Origin of the sequence: Stappia sp. TSB10P1A (genome assembly GCF_900185725.1) — a bacterium.
Lineage (GTDB): Bacteria > Pseudomonadota > Alphaproteobacteria > Rhizobiales > Stappiaceae > Stappia.
Window position 1 is genome coordinate 511,279 of sequence record NZ_FYAU01000036.1, and the last position, 16,932, is coordinate 528,210.

General features: G+C 67.2%; 18 protein-coding genes. 11 read left to right on the plus strand and 7 right to left on the minus strand.

Going from position 1 to position 16,932, the window contains the following annotated elements; genetic code table 11:
* Window positions 1-161 precede the first annotated feature (161 nt).
* The 3 genes from TSB10P1A_RS20915 to coaD form a co-directional block, all read right to left on the minus strand.
* Window positions 162-599 (minus strand): peptidylprolyl isomerase, encoded by a 438-nt coding sequence (locus tag TSB10P1A_RS20915; RefSeq protein ID WP_186390098.1) that lies wholly within the window; start codon window positions 597-599, stop codon window positions 162-164.
* 80 nt (window positions 600-679) lie between these two features.
* Window positions 680-1,222 carry a peptidylprolyl isomerase gene (locus TSB10P1A_RS20920; RefSeq protein WP_186389872.1) on the minus strand — a complete coding sequence of 181 codons (543 nt, stop codon included), beginning with the start codon at window positions 1,220-1,222 and terminating at the stop codon, window positions 680-682.
* Window positions 1,223-1,259: 37 nt separating this feature from the next.
* Window positions 1,260-1,766, minus strand: coding sequence for a pantetheine-phosphate adenylyltransferase (gene coaD, locus TSB10P1A_RS20925; protein WP_186389873.1), 507 nt, complete (start codon window positions 1,764-1,766; stop codon window positions 1,260-1,262).
* A gap of 126 nt (window positions 1,767-1,892) precedes the next feature.
* Here coaD and TSB10P1A_RS20930 point away from each other — a divergent pair, with 126 nt between their 5' ends.
* Window positions 1,893-2,402: a GNAT family N-acetyltransferase gene (locus TSB10P1A_RS20930; RefSeq protein ID WP_186389874.1), complete on the plus strand. Its 510-nt coding sequence runs from the start codon at window positions 1,893-1,895 to the stop codon at window positions 2,400-2,402.
* On the opposite strand, the gene TSB10P1A_RS20935 is transcribed toward TSB10P1A_RS20930, so the two are convergent.
* A complete protein-coding gene (locus tag TSB10P1A_RS20935) occupies window positions 2,392-3,297 on the minus strand; it encodes a DMT family transporter (RefSeq protein WP_186389875.1) in 906 nt (301 codons plus the stop codon). The genes TSB10P1A_RS20930 and TSB10P1A_RS20935 overlap by 11 nt on opposite strands.
* Window positions 3,298-3,466: 169 nt before the next feature.
* Between TSB10P1A_RS20935 and TSB10P1A_RS20940 the strand changes: the two genes are divergently transcribed.
* From TSB10P1A_RS20940 to TSB10P1A_RS20950, 3 genes are all read left to right on the plus strand, one after another.
* Window positions 3,467-4,177, plus strand: a complete 711-nt coding sequence (locus tag TSB10P1A_RS20940) for a helix-turn-helix transcriptional regulator (RefSeq protein WP_186389876.1) — start codon at window positions 3,467-3,469, stop codon at window positions 4,175-4,177.
* Window positions 4,178-4,428: 251 nt separating this feature from the next.
* Window positions 4,429-5,373 carry a GNAT family N-acetyltransferase gene (locus tag TSB10P1A_RS20945; RefSeq protein WP_186389877.1) on the plus strand — a complete coding sequence of 315 codons (945 nt, stop codon included), beginning with the start codon at window positions 4,429-4,431 and terminating at the stop codon, window positions 5,371-5,373.
* Between the two features lie 42 nt (window positions 5,374-5,415).
* Window positions 5,416-6,423 (plus strand): polysaccharide deacetylase family protein, encoded by a 1,008-nt coding sequence (locus TSB10P1A_RS20950; RefSeq protein ID WP_244293199.1) that lies wholly within the window; start codon window positions 5,416-5,418, stop codon window positions 6,421-6,423.
* 374 nt (window positions 6,424-6,797) lie between these two features.
* Here TSB10P1A_RS20950 and TSB10P1A_RS20955 read toward each other — a convergent pair whose 3' ends face one another.
* Both TSB10P1A_RS20955 and TSB10P1A_RS20960 read right to left on the minus strand, forming a co-directional pair.
* On the minus strand, window positions 6,798-8,099 hold the full coding sequence (locus TSB10P1A_RS20955; protein WP_186389879.1) for a hypothetical protein: 1,302 nt from the start codon (window positions 8,097-8,099) through the stop codon (window positions 6,798-6,800).
* Entirely contained in the window at window positions 8,096-8,638 is a 543-nt protein-coding gene (locus tag TSB10P1A_RS20960; protein WP_186389880.1) for a hypothetical protein, read from the minus strand. Before TSB10P1A_RS20960 ends, TSB10P1A_RS20955 begins: the two co-directional genes overlap by 4 nt.
* Window positions 8,639-8,909: 271 nt before the next feature.
* Here TSB10P1A_RS20960 and TSB10P1A_RS20965 point away from each other — a divergent pair, with 271 nt between their 5' ends.
* The 6 genes from TSB10P1A_RS20965 (at window position 8,910) to TSB10P1A_RS20990 (ending at window position 13,013) form a co-directional block, all read left to right on the plus strand.
* Window positions 8,910-9,200 carry a hypothetical protein gene (locus tag TSB10P1A_RS20965; RefSeq protein ID WP_186389881.1) on the plus strand — a complete coding sequence of 97 codons (291 nt, stop codon included), beginning with the start codon at window positions 8,910-8,912 and terminating at the stop codon, window positions 9,198-9,200.
* Window positions 9,201-9,599: 399 nt separating this feature from the next.
* Window positions 9,600-10,946, plus strand: coding sequence for an FAD-dependent oxidoreductase (locus TSB10P1A_RS20970; protein ID WP_186389882.1), 1,347 nt, complete (start codon window positions 9,600-9,602; stop codon window positions 10,944-10,946).
* Between the two features lie 359 nt (window positions 10,947-11,305).
* Window positions 11,306-11,650: a hypothetical protein gene (locus TSB10P1A_RS20975; RefSeq protein ID WP_186389883.1), complete on the plus strand. Its 345-nt coding sequence runs from the start codon at window positions 11,306-11,308 to the stop codon at window positions 11,648-11,650.
* 75 nt (window positions 11,651-11,725) lie between these two features.
* Window positions 11,726-12,076 carry a hypothetical protein gene (locus TSB10P1A_RS20980; protein ID WP_186389884.1) on the plus strand — a complete coding sequence of 117 codons (351 nt, stop codon included), beginning with the start codon at window positions 11,726-11,728 and terminating at the stop codon, window positions 12,074-12,076.
* A 209-nt stretch (window positions 12,077-12,285) separates the two neighbouring features.
* A complete protein-coding gene (locus TSB10P1A_RS20985) occupies window positions 12,286-12,444 on the plus strand; it encodes a DUF5993 family protein (RefSeq protein WP_186389885.1) in 159 nt (52 codons plus the stop codon).
* 11 nt (window positions 12,445-12,455) lie between these two features.
* Window positions 12,456-13,013 (plus strand): disulfide bond formation protein B, encoded by a 558-nt coding sequence (locus TSB10P1A_RS20990; protein WP_186389886.1) that lies wholly within the window; start codon window positions 12,456-12,458, stop codon window positions 13,011-13,013.
* Between the two features lie 14 nt (window positions 13,014-13,027).
* Here the strand turns inward: TSB10P1A_RS20990 and TSB10P1A_RS20995 are convergent, their stop codons facing one another.
* On the minus strand, window positions 13,028-13,672 hold the full coding sequence (locus TSB10P1A_RS20995; protein WP_208985376.1) for a MarC family protein: 645 nt from the start codon (window positions 13,670-13,672) through the stop codon (window positions 13,028-13,030).
* Window positions 13,673-13,967: 295 nt separating this feature from the next.
* On the opposite strand from TSB10P1A_RS20995, the gene gyrA reads away from it, so the two are divergent.
* Window positions 13,968-16,754, plus strand: a complete 2,787-nt coding sequence (gyrA, locus tag TSB10P1A_RS21000; RefSeq protein ID WP_208987185.1) for a DNA gyrase subunit A — start codon at window positions 13,968-13,970, stop codon at window positions 16,752-16,754.
* The last annotated feature ends 178 nt before the right edge of the window (window positions 16,755-16,932 follow it).

Here is a 16,932-nt window from a genome sequence, read left to right on the forward strand (position 1 = left end):
GGGCCCGATCTTCCCTGATTTATCCGCCGACTATGTCGCCTGCGCCCCGTTTCCACAATCCGGGACAAGGACACCATTGGGGGGAAGCGGCGGCCTCACGAAAAGGGGCAGGCGCCGTCCGGCCCCTGCCCCGATCTGCGTCGCCGTGCCGCGCTGCCGCGTTACTCGATGTCGGCCGCGACCTTCATCGAGACGATCTTGTCCGGATTGACCACCGGCTCGCCGCGCTTGATCTTGTCGACATTCTCCATGCCTTCCGTGACCTCGCCCCAGACCGTGTACTGGCGGTCGAGGAAGCGGGCATCGGTGAAGCAGATGAAGAACTGGCTGTCGCCGGAATTCGGGTCCTGGGCGCGGGCCATCGAGCAGGTGCCGCGCACATGCGGCTCGGCGTTGAACTCGGCGCGCAGCTTCTTGCCCGAGCCGCCGGTGCCGGTGCCGCGCGGGCAGCCGGTCTGGGCCATGAAGCCCTCGATCACCCGGTGGAAGACGATGCCGTCGTAAAAGCCCTCGCGCGCCAGTTCCTTGATGCGCGCGACATGGTTCGGCGCCAGGTCCGGGCGCAAGTTGATGACGACCTGGCCCTGGGTGGTCTCCATCACCAGCGTGTTTTCTGCATCCTTGTAGTCGGCCACCCTCGGTCTCCTTGGTTTTGGTGTGGTGTTGCGGTTTGGTCGGGTCAGTTGGCGTCGGTGGCGAGGCGCATGCGCACGATCTTGTCCGGGTTCTGCACCGGCTCGCCGCGCTTGATCCTGTCGACGTGCTCCATGCCCTCGATCACCTCGCCCCAGACGGTGTACTGGCGGTTCAGCCAGTCGCCATCGGCGAACATGATGAAGAACTGCGAGTTGGCGCTGTCCGGGTCCTGGCCCCGCGCCATGCCGAGCGTGCCGCGGCGGAACGGCTCGCTGGTGAATTCGCCCTTGAGGTCCGGCAGGTCGGACTTGCCCATGCCGGTGCCGGTCGGATCGCCGGTCTGCGCCATGAAGCCGTCGATCACCCGGTGAAAGACGATGCCGTCGTAAAAGCCCTGGCTCGCCAGCGTCTTGATGCGCTCGACATGCTTCGGCGCCAGGTCCGGCCGCAGGCGGATCACCACCTGCCCGTCCTTCAGGTCGAGCAGCAGCGTGTTTTCGGGATCGGTGGTCTGCGCCGCTGCGGGCGACACCGCGAGCGTTGCGGCAAGGACAAGCGCGGAAAGGAATGAAAGCAGGCGTGCCATGGAGGAAGTCTCCCGCAGAGGGGGTTGAAACGGGGTGTCAGCGCGGGGCGGCCAGCCGTTCGGCCAGGCGCTCCGCGACGTGAGCCGGAACGAAATGACGGACGTCGCCGCCCATCTTGGCGATCTGCCTGACCAGCGTGGCGGTGATGTGGCGGACCTCCGGCGAGGCCGGCAGGAACACCGTCTGCACCTCCGGCGCCAGCGAGCGGTTCATGCCGGCCATCTGCATCTCGTAGTCGAGATCGGTGCCGTCGCGCAGGCCCCGCACCAGGAAGGCTGCGCCATTGCGCCGCGCCGTCTCGATGACCAGGTCGTCGAAGGCGATCACCTCGATGCGCGCCGCATCCGCCGCGCCGAAGGCCTCGCGCGCGATGCGGGCGATCATCTCCACCCGCTCCTCGAAGGCGAACATCGGCGACTTGCCGGGATGCACGCCGATGGCGACGACCACCTTGTCGGCAAGGTCGAGCGCGTGGCGCAGAATGTCGACATGGCCGTTGGTGACGGGGTCGAACGAGCCGGGATAGAGCGCAGTGCGTGTCATGCCGCCGATGTACAGGGCGCGCCGCTTTCAGGCAAGCGGGACGAAGGGCTTGCGGCGCCCTCCTTGCACGCGGCGCCTCCGCCGGTAAAACGGTGGGAGCCCAACCGGACAGCGAGATATCCCCCCATGCCGACCCTGCCGACCTTCCACACCGCCCGCCTCACCGTGCGGCCGCGGACCCTCGCCGACCTGCCCGCCTGCCTTGCCATGGACCGCGATCCCGAGGTGACGCGGTTCGTGCCGCGCCCCTGGACCGATCCCGCCAGCCACGAGGCCTTCGTGCGCGGGCGGATGGCGGCCGATTACGGGCGGGGCCTCGGCTACTGGTCGGTGGTCCCGCGCGAGCGGCCGGACCATTTCCTCGGCTGGATCCTGCTGATCCCCTGCGACGGCATCGGCCCGGAAATCGAGATCGGCTGGCGCTTCATCCGCGGCGCCTGGGGCAAGGGCCTTGCGACCGAGGCGGCGCGGCCGGTCCTTGCCCATGCACTGGGCACACTGGCGCTCGACCGGGTCGTCGCCGAAATCCACCCGGACAATGGCGGCTCGGTCCAGGTCGCGCTGAAGCTCGGCATGACCGAGGAGGGCGTGATCGACAAGGACGGCACGGCCTGGCGCTCCTTCGTCATGCGGTAGCGGCGGCGCGGCGGCGGGCGGGCAGCGTCATGGCGATGACACCGGCGACGACGCAGCCCAGCCCGATCCAGGCCGTCGGGCTCAGCGTCTCGCCGAGAAACACCATGCCGATCGCCACCCCGATCGGGACGCGCAGATAGGACTGCGCCGTGGTGCCGACCGAACCGAGCGTCTGGACCAGCCGGAAATAGATCACGAAGGCCAGGGCGGTGGAGACCACCGCAACGGCGATCAGCGCGAGGACGGAGGCGGAGCTGGGCTCCAGCCGCCACGGCTGGTCGACAAGCAGGCTCGCCGGGACAAGCACGAAGGCGCCGCAGATCAGCGATCCGGCGGCGGGCATCATCGGATCGAGGTCCTTGAAACCCTTGCCGAAGATCGCCGCCCCGGCATAGCAGACGGAGGCCGCGACGATCGCCAATTGCGCCAGCAGCTCGCGGCCGAGCCCGCCGAGCGCCTCGACCCCGATGATCAGGCAGATGCCGACCAGCCCGGCGGCGACGCCGAACAGCTTGCGGCCGGTCACCGCCTCGTGCCGAACGACCAGCACGGTCAGCAGGAAGGCGAAGATCGGCGTCGTCGCGTTGAGGATGGTGGCGAGCCCGGCATCGGTGGTCTGCTGCGCCCATGCGATCAGCGTGAAGGGCACCACGCTGTTGAGGCAGGCCTGAACCAGGAAGCGGCCCCATGTCCGCCGGTCGCGCGGCAGGCGCAGGCCGCGCCAGCGGATCACCGCCAGCAGGACGGCGCCGGCGATCAGGGTGCGCGCCGCGATCAGCGTCACCGGCGGGATGGTTTCGACCCCCACCTTGATGAAGCTGTAGGACGCGCCCCACACGGTCGACAGCACCAGCAGCAGCGCCAGTTCCACCGTCATGTTCGTTTGTCTTGGCATGTTCGTTTGTCTTGTCATGTTCGTTTGTCTTGGCATGATCCGCCTTTCCGCCACAGGTCCGATGCCCGGTTCTAGCGGAGTTCTAGCGGGGTTCTCGCGGCGGATGTTTCGGCCGGCGCCGAACTGTCGGCGACTGACACCGGCCGGCCGGGATGCTATGCCTGCCGGCATGGTGAACATCGCATCCGGCAATACGATCGCGGAGGTGGCGAGCCTGATCGGCGACGCGGCGCGGGCCAACATGCTGGCCGCGCTGATGGGCGGTCAGGCGCTGACGGCGGGGGAGCTTGCCCGCCATGCCGGGGTGACCCCCCAGACGACCAGCGGCCATCTCGCCAGGATGACGGAGGCGCGGCTGCTTGCCGTCGAGAAGCAGGGCCGGCATCGCTATTACCGGCTGGCCTCGGCCGAGGTCGCCCAGGCGATCCATGCCTTGATGGCGGTGGCGTCCGGCGGGCCGAAGCGGCATCGCCCGGTCGGGCCGAAGGACGAGGCCCTGCGCCTGGCGCGAACCTGCTACGACCACATGGCCGGCCGTCTGGCGCTGGCTGTCGCCGACGCTCTGGTGCGTGACGGCCACCTGGTCCTGTCGGACGAGGCCGGATTCGTCACCGAGAGCGGGCGCGGCTTCTTCGGCACGCTCGGCATCGACGTCGCCTCCCTTCGCGCCCGCCGCCCGCTGTGCCGGACCTGTCTCGACTGGAGCGAACGCCGCCCGCATATCGCCGGGCAGCTCGGCGCCGCGCTTCTGGACAGGGTGCTGGAGCGGGGCTGGCTGACCCGTGCGCCGGAAAGCCGTGCCCTGCACCTGACCCGCGCGGGAGAAAGCAGCCTCGTCGCCGCCTTCCGGCTGCCGCCGGACTGGCGGGGCACGACGTGACCCGACCGGGTCGGCTGCAGCGCCGGCCGCACCGGACAGGCTCCAATGCGCGCCTGAACCCGTGCCGCCGAAACCGTTTTACAACGCGGCACTGTCGGGTGACTATCGTCTGTGCACAGACTGTCGCATTCCGGGTGGTATAGACCTCACGTCGCAGCGGCCTGCTGATGGCACAAAAGGCATGGCGCAGTTAAGTCGATGGTAAGACAATCTGCCTATCCTTGGTTGTGATGATGCAAGGATAAACTTGAGTGATCAGTGTATCTGTTGAAGAATCTCCCGACTATACGGAGACGGCGCGGCTTGCGACGGAAGCATTCGCGTCGCCTGATATCGTCTTTGATCCAAACCACGTGCGGTGGCTGTACGAGGACTGTTTCTCCGATGGCACCACCGTTGTCCGCCTGACCGAGGTCGAGACCGGGAAAAAGATCGGCCAGATCGCCCTGGTGCATCAGACGGTGCTGGTGAACGGCAGACCGGAAAAGGCCGCAGCCCTGGTCGATCTGTTCATCCTCAAGGAGTGGCGCGGGCGCGAACGTATCCAGATGCTCTATGATGAGGTCGGGCGGCAATTCGCTGCGCACGGCTTCAGGTTCGCTTTCGGAATGCCGAATGCCAAGGCATTGCCGGTCAACGAAAGGTTCTTCAACCTGAAAGCCTTCCTGCGTCTCGAACTCAGGATGGGCCTTGCCATCCCGGCGCGTTCAAAGCGCGTGACCATCCACGAGCCCTTCGACAGGCAACGCCGGGACCACTTCGTCAGCATCTTCGACCGCTATGCGACCGATCCGGGCGAAACCGGCGTGCCATGGGACGGGCCCTCGCTTTTTGAGCGGCTGTGCGGTCACAAATACACCTACGCCGTCCATGGCACCGACGACCTGTTGCTGATCTCCTCGCCGCGGGAAAGCCGCAAGCTGCCCTACACGCTCGCCGCGGCCTTTCTGCGCGCCACGGGCGCGGCGCCCGCAAGAGCCGATGTGAGGGCGGTGACGCGCGCTGCCTGCGCCTTCTGGCGCCGACCGCTGTTCGTCTATGCCGGCCTCAACCGGGCGCTTCCCGCCGCTCCCGGCCTTCGCCTGCCCGACCGCGTGCGGCCCTCGCCCATGCTCCTGCAGATGCGCGATTTTGCGCCCGAGCGCGGACCGCTCGACTTCTACCGGTTCCAACTGATCGATTTCGATTTTGCCTGAGCCAGAGCCTGGACCACGATGACCCCGAAACTCAAGCGGGCGATGATCACCGCCGGCCTTGAAGCGATCGCGCTGACAGGTGCCGACAGGCTGCTTCCCGGCGCGGCCGGGCGTGGCATGGTCTTCACGCTGCATCATGTGCGCCCGGCCACCAACCGGCCCTATGAGCCGAACGCGCTGCTCTCGATCACGCCGGAGTTCCTCGACGCGGCCATTCGTGAGGCCGGGGAAAGGGGATACGTTCCGCTCGCGCTCGACGAGCTACCCGATGCGGTTGCCGCGGCGAAGAATGGCGAGCGCTACGTCGCCTTCACCCTCGACGACGGCTGCCGGGACAACGCCGAGCACGCCGCGCCGGTGTTTCGCAGGCACGGCGTCCCGTATACGCTGTTCATCACCAAGGGTCTGGTCGAGCGCACCCACACCATGTGGTGGGAAACCGCCGAGGATCTGACGCGGACCTGCGACCGGTTCGCGTTCGATTTCGGCGCCGGCATCGAGACCGTTGTCTGCGCCACCACCGCGCAGAAGCACGCGGCCTTTCTCCGGCTCGCGGATTTTATCGAAGCGATCGATGAAGACGCAGCGGTGGCGCGGCTGAATGACGTGGCGGCCGCGCAGGGCGTCGACCCTGCCGCGATCGTTGAAGAGCAGGTGATGGATGCGGATGCCTTGCGCCGGCTCGCCAAGACCGATCCGCTCGCCCGCTTCGGCGTTCACACCGTCTCGCATTGCAACCTCGCCCGTGTCGATGCCGACCGTCTCGAGCGGGAGATCGTCGAGCCCATCGAGGCGATCACGAACTGGACGGGCGTGCAGCCGCGAACGATCGCCTATCCCTACGGGTGGAAGCGGGCCTGCGCCGCCCGCGAGGCCGCCGCGGCGCGCCGGGCCGGCTTGACGGTCGGCGTCACCACCCAGCCCGGGGTTGTCGATCCTGCGGAAACCCAGGACTGGATGCTCCTGCCCCGCGTCTCCCTGAACGGGCTTTACCAGAAGCGCCGCTATGTGCGGGCGCTGCTCAGCGGCATTCCCTTTCGCCTGATGTGACGCTTCGGCGAGACGTCTTCCGTCTCCCTCTCGGCGTTCCTGCCGGAACTGCCAAGTTTCATTCGGCTTTATTTGAAAAATCCTTCGTCATCTCACAATTGCCACGCGATAATTCCATGGATTACCAATGATACCACACGCTTGCTGACGCCGCGCTGCTGGGCAGGATGCTGGAGTGGGGCTGGCTGACCCCTGCGCCGGACAGAAGCTCATCCAAGACCTTAAAAACACCGGCGCGCTCACACAACCGAAAGGCGAGGTGCTGACACTCCGCACCGAACAGGCTCCAATGCCCGCCTGAACCCGTGCCGCCGAAACCGTTTTAAAACGCGGCACTGTCAGGTGGCTATCGTCGGTGTACAAATCAGAATAGGCTAAGCGGCTTCCGTCTCGTCGTTTTTGTTCTCAAACGGCAGATAGCCTTTGTAAACTAGTTGGTTGCGCACCACGGACGGGTGAACGCCAAACCTCTTGGCCGCCATTTTCATGGCTTCGGCCGTGGGATCGTTGACATCGACAACGCGCTGGAGGTCGCTGAAAGGGCACAACAAGGAGTGAGCGAACGCTCTTTGAAATTTCTGACGATCCGTTTTCGAGCGGCTGACAATGCCGAAGCTGGCGTCCCTTCGCCACACGGCATCCCCGAACTGCCGAGCGAGCTCAAACCGCCGATCATGCGATGCAATCGTTTGCAGCGCCGCGTGATATTTGCGACCATCTCCGATCCTGGCGCCGTAAGGCAGCGTCCTCGCGGTTGCAGTGGCCGACTTCAGGTCATTCCATCGAGCCTTGAAAAGGTCTCCGAAAACGGTGTGATTTAAAAGACCTCTCGGCACGCCGATAAGAGCCCGGAGCTCTTCCGCAGCGGCCTCGGCCATCTGCCACGGATTGGCATATCTCGGCAGATTCCAATTGCGCTCCAAGTCATCTGCCAAACTCAAATCGATCTCGACCCTCGACTCGCGCGCGGCTTCTATTGCCATGCCCAAGGATTGAGCCGAACCTGCTCCAGGTTGTGCGTGCGCGGCCTCTTCAACGCCGTCCTCACCTGCGACAGCATCCAGTTTGACAAAGGCATCGATCACCTCATCAGGCGCGTCATCGGGATCGAAGCCCAGGCACGCTTCCAAGCGCCGCCAGGCGGCCAGTTCCGGGTCCCGTCGCTCGGTGGCGATCTGCTCGATTAAATTCTGCAGCGTCTCTCCATCCGCCATTCTTGCGCAATGCCCAAGAACGCTTTCAAAAAAAGCATCCAGCTCCCGTTCATATTCTTCGGCAGACACCATTCCAATCTTGAAATCGAAATAGGATTGGGGGCCTCCGACCACATTTTTTCCAACGCTGGGAGCAAACGCGATACGGCCACCTACACTGTATATCATCACCGGAGGCCATAGCGCGCCGCCGCTTGCCGAGTTCAACTCATGGCGCAGGCGCCAGTCCACCGAGGGAAATCTGGCATCCCTGATGGTCTCCCATCGCAAGCGCCACCAATTGTCTGCAAGCCAAAGCGCCAACCCGATGGACGACGCCCGAAAATAATCCCGGACCGTCCGCTTTTCGATATCTGCAATTCTCGAGATGACTTGGTCACCTACGCGCAGCGAGATGTCCGCCACCTCGTCGCGGGCTGCGGGCCAAGAGGCGGCAAGTGTGAAATATTTCACAGCTCTCATCTGTAGAAGGCCTCCGCCGCCGCGATGGCAGCCTGCACATTTGGATCTTGATCTAATGGAAACTCGTCCGTTGCGAAAGCCACCTCTCTGGCTCTGATCAAGACATGCCTCGCAAACGCGTCTCCTGGAAGGACCGGATAGCCGTGATATTGAGACTGGCCAGCATTGGTCACTCGTAGCTCAAAGATCCAACCGCTCTCGTCGATGGTCCACAGCAGAGGCGGAAGGTCCTCATCTTGGCAGTCCGACCAAAGCCCGAGCATAACACCGCGCTTGAGAAGCAGGGGAATCCGATCACTGTCGTTCTTGCCGAATTTGGCATGTTCATCGCAATAGGTTCGCTCGGAATCCCGACCGGCATAAGGCGCCAGCTTATAGGCTGTCGGGTTGTATTTGTGCTTTGAATAGGCGCCATACCTGACGCGTTCCGCCAGTTCGGTTCGCGCGGCTATGGCGGGAACCCCAGCGCTCAACCGTCGGTTCGGATTGTCCCGTGAACGCCTTGCGACAATCCGGGGCGGCGGTTTTTTCCTTGGCATGAATGAACTCTTCCGCGTCAGCCTGCCCGCCCATGTTCCGCGGGCGGCATGAAAATGCGGTGTGCAAACGTTCCCGTCTGAACAACGGCTCTTATCGGTCGCCGTTGCCCGCGCGTAGGCTATTTCCAGCTTACTCCGCCTACTCCAGGACGCAAATCCAATCCCGGCACATTACTCCCCCCCCGTTGCCGCCGTGCAACTTCCTGTGAATTTCTGTATCTCGCCGCGCTTTTCTGCTAGACTGTTGCCCACAAGCAATAGGAGGCGCATCATGCGTGGCATCGCAGCTTTGGGCCTTGGCGGCCTCGCCGCCATTGCCGTCTCCCTCGCCGTCGGCGGGCTGACATTCAGCCCCGGGCATCTGGTCAACACCGCGAAGAAGGGCGACCGCATGGCGCGCACGGTGCAGGTCGCCTGCGCCGGCAGCACGATGCAGGACGCGGCGCAGGGCTGTGCCGATCTTGCCCGCAGCGTCGATCCGGCCTCCGCCCCGCCCTGGCGGACGCTCGCCGCGCGCGACGGCACCACGACCATTCTCACGCGAACCCGCGTTTCAGAGTGATCCGGCCCTCCTGACCTCGGACACTCTCGAAGAGCGTGGCGGCGGGTCCCCCGGCCCGCCGCCATGTCGTTCGCGGCATGTCGTTCCCGGCCGGCGTTCCCGGCCCGTCCGCCTCTCCCCTCTCCCTCTCCCTCTCCCTCTCCCTCTCCCTCTCCCTCTCCCCCTTCCCCTTCCCCGTCCTGGCGCGCCCGGCAGTCGCCGCGCGCTTTGCGCTTTCGCGCCCGCCCATCCCGGTGCAAGCTCCCGGCGGGCCGCGCCGGAGACACCCGGTCCCCTGGGCTGCTCCCCTGGGCTGCTCCCCTGGGCCGCTCCCCTGGGGCGGTCCCCTGGGCCGCTCCCCTGGGCCGGTCCCCTGGGGAGACGCGCGCGATCCGGCGGCGGCAGGCGGGAGGTGCGGTCATGAGCAGTTCGCCGAACAGACGACAGGTCCTTGCCGGGCTCGCCGCCGTGGCGACATGGGGGGCCGGCGGTGGCCCGCGCGCGCAGGCGCCGCAGCGCGTCCTCGTCCTCGGCGCGGGCATGGCCGGGCTCTCGGCGGCGCGGGCCCTGCAGGAGGCCGGACATGCGGTCACGGTTGTGGAGGCGCGCGCGCGGATCGGCGGGCGTGTCGTCACCTCGCGCCTCTGGCCGGATCTGCCGATGGATCTGGGGGCGAGCTGGATCCACGGCCAGCGCGGCAACCCGCTGACCGCTCTGGCGCGCGAGGCCGGGGCGCGGCTGGTGGCGACCCGTTACGACGCCTCGCTGCTGCTCGGCCCGGACGGGGCGGAGATCGCCCCGGACCTGCGGCCGGCCGAGCGCATCCTGCGCCGCGCGCTGGCGGCGGCCGAGCGGCTGCCGGACGATGTCTCGGTGGCGCGGGCGCTCGAAGCCTCCGCCGACTGGCAGGGCGCCGAGGCGCCGCTGCGGCGGCTGGTATCCTATCTGGTGAACAGCACGCTGGAACAGGAATATGGCGGTCCGGCGCGGCTCCTGTCGGCCTGGCACGGGCGGGACGGCGAGGCGTTCGACGGGGCCGACATGCTGTTTCCCGACGGGTTCGACCGGATCGCCGCGCATCTGGCGCGCGGGCTGGACATTCGCCTCTCCGCCGAGGCGAGCGAGATCGCGCCGGGCTCCGTGCGCCTCGCCGACGGCAGCCGGATCGCGGCGGAGCGGATCGTCTGCACCCTGCCGCTGGGCGTGCTGCGCTCGGGCCGCGTGCGCTTTGCCGAACCGCTGGCGCGGGACCGGCAGGCGGCAATCGACGGGCTGGGACTGGGGCTGTTGAACAAGTGCTGGCTGCGCTTCGACCGGGTCCGCTGGCCCGGCGAGGTGGACTGGATCGGCTGGCTCGGCCCGCGCGCGGGCTATTGGGGCGAGTGGCTGTCGCTGGCGCGCGCGCTCCGCGCCCCCGTTCTGCTGGGCTTCAATGCCGCCGATCCGGCGGCCGAGATCGAGCGGATGAGCGACCGCGACACCGTCGCCGCCGCGCGCGACAGCCTGCGGGCGATGTTCGGCGCGCGCTTTCCCGCGCCGCGCGCCGCGCAGGTCACCCGCTGGGGGCAGGATCGATACGCGCTCGGCAGCTACAGTTTCAATGCGGTCGGAACCAGCCCCGCGACGCGGCGGGCGCTTGCCGGCGCGGATTGGGACGGGCAGCTCTGGTTTGCGGGAGAAGCGGCCTCGGCCGCCCATTTCGGCACGGTGCATGGCGCGGTGCTGTCGGGGCGGGCGGTCGCCCGCGCCCTGTCGGAGCGGGGCTGACCCGGCCAAGCCCCGTCGCCGGAGCCGCCCGCCTCATCCCCTTCGCGCGCGGCCCCGCCTTATCCCCTTCGCGCGCGCAGCCCCGAAAAAGCGCCGCCCCCTTGCCGTCGGCCCGTCCCCGTCCCATCTGCAGATCAGGGAGTGCAGGAAAAGCAGGGCGCAACCCTCGCCAGTCCGCCTCCGTACAGGCATGACCCCGACGGCACCGGCATGCGCCTGGCGCATGGCTGGCATGCGAAAGCATGGCCGGCTCAAGGGCAAGCTTCTGCAATCGTTCACAAAAACAGTGCAGACCGTTCACGCGGAGATGATCCGGCAAAGCCTTGCCAAGTCCGCCCGGACAGACCATATGGCAGTGCATGATGACGATTCACAAAATTCATCAGCTATCGACTCCGATCGCCCTGTGGGGCGCCGGCGTCGTGCTGCTGGTTGCGACGCTCGGGGCCGGACTGGCCGCCTCGGATGTCGACGCCGCGGCGAAGTCCGCCGCCACCCTGCAACCTTTTGCCCAGGAGCACGTTATCCTGTCAGGCAAGGAGGAGCGAGCCATCGCGCGCACCGTTGAGGCGGTCTGCGGCGGCATCATCTTCCGCGAGGAGGATCCCGACTGCTTCGCCGGCACCGTGCCGGAGAAGAACCCGGTCATGGCCGAGCCGGCGACGGGCACCCCCGCCCTGCCGGCGCAACCCTCCGGTTCGTGATCCGCGTCACGGTTTCCTTGCCGTTTCTGCCTCAGTGTGGGGTCATCGAGAAACGAAAGCAGGGACGTGACGACAATGACCTTCCTTCATGACCATGGCGAGCCCTATGCTCACCGCCTGCGGGACCTGGCGATCGCCACCGTTGCCGCGCTGGCCGTCTTCGGCGGCCTGGTGAGCATCGCCCACACCATCCAGACCGCCTCGGCCGGCGCCGTGCGCAGCGAGATGGCGGCGCCCAAGACCGACCGCGCCGCCTCCGCGCTGCCCGCCGAGTGCCGCGGCCAGAGCTGGGGCAACTGGTCGGCCGACTGCGCCACCGCGCTCAGCGGCAACCGGTCGATGCGCCAGGTGCAGTTCACCACCGTCGAGACCCGCCAGCCGGCCGCCAACACCTCGGTCCTGGAGCGCATTCCCTCCAGTTCCTGACCGGGCGCCGACGACCCGACACCGCAAAAGGCGACGCGCTGCATCCCGCAGGCGTCGCCTTTGCCGTTCTGGAGACCGTTTCAGAGCCCGTTTCGGTGCCCGGCCCGGCGCCGGTCGGCGCGCGGGCGAGAATCGTCTAATCTCCCCGGAGTTCGCACCCGGTTCCCCACCCGGACATCCAAGGTCCCGGATCCCAAAGGCTCTGCCCGATGTATCTCGCCGCCCTCTTCGCCCTGCTCTTCGCGGCCCTTGCCGCCGCCGCCTTCGGCCCCATGCGCCTTGCCGGCCTGTTGACCGCGGCGAGCTTCGTCGCCGCCGTGCTGGTCTACCTGCACCACGCCACCGACTCGCTGCCGCTGTCGTTCTGAAGGGGCACGCCATGATCTCCCGCTCTCTCGAGACGACCCTCAACGCCCTCGCCCTTCTCGCCATCTCGGCGGTGCTCGGCGTCGCCTTTCTCGACCAGTTCGCCAAGGGCGAGTTGCCCTGCCCGCTCTGCCTGCTGCAGCGCGCCGGCTTCCTGCTGCTCGCCATCGGCCCGGTGCTGAATGTCGCGCGCGGCCCCCGGCCCGCCCATTACGGCGTGACGATCCTGGCAGGGCTCATTGGCGCCGGCTTTGCCATGCGCCAGGTGCTGCTGCATATCCAGCCGGGCGATGCCGGCTATGGCGCGCCCTTTCTCGGCCTGCATTTCTACACCTGGGCGTTTGTCGTCTTCGTCGTCGCGATTGCGGCCTGCGCCCTGATGCTGGTGCTGCGCGCGCCCGGCGAGGAGCCGCGTGCCGCCGGCAGCGCGCCCGTCCGCCTTGCCGGCCTGCCGCTCATTGCGGTGCTGCTGGTGCTGGCGATGGCGGCGGCAAATGGCGTCAGCACGCTCCTTGAGTGCGGCTTTGCGGCCTGCCCGGACAATCCGACCGTCTACCGCCTGCTGCAATAACCCTGGGACGGGCTCTAGCCGGCGGCGATCATCGCGCGGATGCCGTCGGCGATGAACTGGATCGACAGCGCCGCCAGCAGCACGCCGAGCAGCCGCGTCACCACCATGGCGGCGGTGTCGCCCATCATCCGCTCGATGCGGTCGGCCAGCAGGAAGGCGACGAAGCAACTGCCGATGATCACCAGGATCACCAGCGCCAGGCCGAGATAGGACACCGTGTCGACCGCCTGCGACGACAGCAGGATGACGGCGGAGATCGCCGCCGGCCCGGCGATCAGCGGGATGCCGAGCGGAAACACGGCGACGTCATGCAGCTCTTCCTGGTGTGCGGCGTGCTGCGACACCGCCTTTTCCGCCGTCTCGGATTTGCGCCGGTTGCGCTTGTCGAACACCATCTCGATGGCGATGATCAGCAGCAGCAGCCCGCCGGCGATCTGGAAGGCCGGCACGGAGATGCCGAGTACGCCGAGAACGCCGCGTCCGGCCACCAGGAACAGGAACAGGATGGCGCCGCCGATCAGCGTCGCGCGCAGGGCGATGCGCCGGCGCGTCGCCGCCGTGGCGCCCGCCGTTACCGCCAGGAACATCGGCGCCAGCCCCACCGGATCGATGGTCACGAACAGCGTCGCGAAGGCATTGATGAGATAGTCCGCCAGCATTGCGCAAGCCCCCCGCGCGACTCGTCCACCCCCCTTATATCAGCCAAAAGACGCCCTGTGGACGCGGGCGCGCCGGCCCGTGTCCGAACTTTCCCTTGGGCAACTGACAAGCCGCTGTTTTCGCTTGCCTTTTCGCAGCGCGAAATGCCCTGGCGGATTTGGCTGGCAGCGCGGAATCGGCTATAAGACCGGGACAGATTCAACAAGTGAGAGAGATCTCTTGACCGATCGGGACACGAACGCACCGTCGGGCGGCCTGCCGTCCGACATCCGGCCCGTTTCCATCACCGACGAGATGAAGCGCAGCTACCTCGATTACGCCATGAGCGTCATCGTCAGCCGCGCCCTGCCGGATGTGCGCGACGGGCTGAAGCCGGTGCATCGGCGCATCCTCTACTCGATGCACGAGAACGGCTACGAGTGGAACAAGCCCTACCGCAAGTCGGCCCGCGTGGTCGGCGACGTGATGGGTAAATATCACCCGCATGGCGACAGCGCGATCTACGACGCGCTGGTGCGCATGGCGCAGACCTTCTCGCTGCGCCTGCCGCTGATCGACGGCCAGGGCAATTTCGGCTCGGTCGACGGCGATCCGGCCGCCGCCATGCGCTACACCGAATGCCGGCTGCAGAAGGTCTCCGCGCGCCTCCTTGACGACATCGACAAGGAGACCGTCAACTTCCAGGAAAACTACGACAATTCGGAGAGCGAGCCGGTCGTTTTGCCGGCAAAGTTCCCGAACCTGCTGGTCAACGGCGCCGGCGGCATCGCCGTCGGCATGGCGACCAACATCCCGCCGCACAATCTCGGCGAGGTCATCGACGCCGCCATCGCCCTGATGGAAAACCCGGCGATGACCACCGCCGAGCTGATGGAGATCGTGCCGGGGCCCGACTTCCCGACCGGCGGCATCATCCTCGGCCGCTCGGGCATCCGCTCGGCCTATGAGAGCGCGCGCGGCTCCATCGTCATGCGCGGCCGCGCCGAGATCGAGGAGATCCGCAAGGACCGCTACGCCATCGTCATCACCGAGATCCCCTATCAGGTGAACAAGGCGGCGATGATCGAGAAGATCGCCGAGCATGTGCGCGAAAAGCGCATCGAGGGCATTTCCGACATCCGCGACGAGTCGGACCGCTCCGGCATGCGCGTCGTCGTCGAGCTCAAGCGCGATGCGGTCGGCGACGTGGTGCTGAACCAGCTCTACCGCTACTCGGCGCTGCAATCGACCTTCGGCGCCAACATGGTGGCGCTGAACGGCGGCCGGCCGGAGCAGCTCGGCCTCAAGGACATGCTCACCGCCTTCATCGCCTTCCGCGAGGAGGTGATCGGCCGGCGCACCCGCTTCCTGTTGAAGAAGGCGCGCGACCGCGCCCATGTCCTCGTCGGTCTCGCCATCGCGGTCGCCAATATCGACGAGGTCATCGCGCTGATCCGCACCGCGCCGGACCCGGCCACCGCCCGCGCCCAGTTGATGGAGCGCAACTGGCCGGCCCGCGACGTGGAGCCCTTGATCCGCCTGATCGACGATCCGCGCCACATGGTCAATGAGGACGGCACCTACAAGCTCTCCGAGGAGCAGGCCCGCGCCATCCTCGACCTGCGCCTGCAGCGCCTCACCGCCCTTGGCCGCGACGAGATCGCCGACGAGCTCAACAAGATCGGCGAGGAGATCCGCGACTACCTCGACATCCTGCGCTCGCGCTCGCGCATCCTCGACATCATCCGCGAGGAACTGACGGCGATCCGCGAGGAGTTCGCAACACCCCGCCGCACCGAGATCATGGACGGCGGCGCCGATCTCGAGGACGAGGACCTGATCCAGCGCGAGGAGATGGTCGTCACCGTCAGCCATGCCGGCTATATCAAGCGCGTTCCGCTCGACACCTACCGGGCGCAGCGGCGCGGCGGCAAGGGCCGCTCTGGCATGTCGACCAAGGACGAGGATTTCGTCACCCGCCTGTTCGTCGCCAACACGCACACGCCGGTGCTGTTCTTCTCCTCGCGCGGCATCGCCTACAAGCTGAAGGTCTGGCGCCTGCCGCTCGGCGGCCCGACCTCGCGCGGCAAGGCATTGGTCAACATGCTGCCGCTCGAGCAGGGCGAACAGATCACCTCGATCATGCCGCTGCCGGAGGACGAGGAGACCTGGGGCAATCTCGACGTGATGTTCGCCACCACGCGCGGCACCGTCCGCCGCAACAAGCTCTCCGACTTCACGCAGATCAACAAGAACGGCAAGATCGCGATGAAGCTGGACGAGGGCGACGGCATCGTCGGCGTCTTCACCTGCACCGAGCATGACGACATCATGCTGACCACGGCGCTCGGCCAGTGCATCCGCTTCCCCGTCACCGATGTGCGCGTCTTCGCGGGCCGCAATTCGGTCGGCGTGCGCGGCATCAATCTCGCCGACAGCGACAGCGTCATCTCCATGTCGGTGCTGCGTCATTTCGACTGCACGGCGGACGAGCGCAGCGCCTATCTGCGCCTGCGCCGGCTGATGCGCGGCGAGGCCGACGAGACCAACGGCGAGGCCACGGGCGAGGACGAGGGCGTGCCGGCGGGCGAGCTGACGCAGGAGCGCTACGCGGCGATGAGCGCCACCGAACAGGTGATCCTCACCATCTCGGAAAACGGCTATGGCAAGCGGTCCTCGTCCTTCGAGTACCGGGTCACGGGCCGCGGCGGCAAGGGCATCACCGCCATGGCGGTCACCAAGCGCAACGGCCCGCTGGTCGCCTCCTTCCCGGTGGAAGACAGCGACCAGATCATGCTCGTCACCAATGGCGGCCAGTTGATCCGCTGCCCGGTCGACGGCATCCGCATCGCCGGCCGCGCCACCCAGGGCGTCATCGTCTTCAACACCGCCGAGGGCGAGGAAGTCGTCTCGGTCGGCCGCGTCTCCGACGAGGAGGACGCGGAAGAGGCGGCACTCGACCAGGCTGGCGCTGGTTCGGGCGGCGGGACCCCGGCCTCCGGCTCCGCCGCGCCGGGCGATGCCGGCGGCGACAGCGGACCGGATGACGGCGCTGGCGAGGACGAGGCTCCGGGCGACGACGCTCCGGACGGCGAGGCCTGATCGGACTGCTCGCCTCGCGTTTCGGCACTCGCCACACTATCAGGGCCGCGGGACACTCCCGCGGCCCTTTCGTTTGCGAAATCTTCTCTCCCCCCGGCCGTCGCCCAAGCGCCGCCGCCCTACCGCCGCCGCCCCGCTGCCGTCACCCCACCCTCCGAGGTCACCCCGGCCGCAGGCG

Coding starts and splice junctions, on each gene's coding strand:
- gyrA (WP_208987185.1), top strand. CDS start 13,968: ATGAAGCGCAGCTACCTCGATTACGCCATGAGCGTCATCGTCAGCCGC.
- TSB10P1A_RS20935 (WP_186389875.1), bottom strand. CDS start 3,297: ATGCCAAGACAAACGAACATGACGGTGGAACTGGCGCTGCTGCTGGTG.
- TSB10P1A_RS20995 (WP_208985376.1), bottom strand. CDS start 13,672: ATGCTGGCGGACTATCTCATCAATGCCTTCGCGACGCTGTTCGTGACC.
- TSB10P1A_RS20970 (WP_186389882.1), top strand. CDS start 9,600: ATGAGCAGTTCGCCGAACAGACGACAGGTCCTTGCCGGGCTCGCCGCC.
- TSB10P1A_RS20915 (WP_186390098.1), bottom strand. CDS start 599: ATGGAGACCACCCAGGGCCAGGTCGTCATCAACTTGCGCCCGGACCTG.
- TSB10P1A_RS20955 (WP_186389879.1), bottom strand. CDS start 8,099: ATGAGAGCTGTGAAATATTTCACACTTGCCGCCTCTTGGCCCGCAGCC.
- TSB10P1A_RS20965 (WP_186389881.1), top strand. CDS start 8,910: ATGCGTGGCATCGCAGCTTTGGGCCTTGGCGGCCTCGCCGCCATTGCC.
- TSB10P1A_RS20940 (WP_186389876.1), top strand. CDS start 3,467: ATGGTGAACATCGCATCCGGCAATACGATCGCGGAGGTGGCGAGCCTG.
- TSB10P1A_RS20980 (WP_186389884.1), top strand. CDS start 11,726: ATGACCTTCCTTCATGACCATGGCGAGCCCTATGCTCACCGCCTGCGG.
- TSB10P1A_RS20990 (WP_186389886.1), top strand. CDS start 12,456: ATGATCTCCCGCTCTCTCGAGACGACCCTCAACGCCCTCGCCCTTCTC.
- TSB10P1A_RS20950 (WP_244293199.1), top strand. CDS start 5,416: ATGATCACCGCCGGCCTTGAAGCGATCGCGCTGACAGGTGCCGACAGG.
- TSB10P1A_RS20975 (WP_186389883.1), top strand. CDS start 11,306: ATGATGACGATTCACAAAATTCATCAGCTATCGACTCCGATCGCCCTG.
- TSB10P1A_RS20930 (WP_186389874.1), top strand. CDS start 1,893: ATGCCGACCCTGCCGACCTTCCACACCGCCCGCCTCACCGTGCGGCCG.
- TSB10P1A_RS20920 (WP_186389872.1), bottom strand. CDS start 1,222: ATGGCACGCCTGCTTTCATTCCTTTCCGCGCTTGTCCTTGCCGCAACG.
- TSB10P1A_RS20960 (WP_186389880.1), bottom strand. CDS start 8,638: ATGCCAAGGAAAAAACCGCCGCCCCGGATTGTCGCAAGGCGTTCACGG.
- coaD (WP_186389873.1), bottom strand. CDS start 1,766: ATGACACGCACTGCGCTCTATCCCGGCTCGTTCGACCCCGTCACCAAC.
- TSB10P1A_RS20985 (WP_186389885.1), top strand. CDS start 12,286: ATGTATCTCGCCGCCCTCTTCGCCCTGCTCTTCGCGGCCCTTGCCGCC.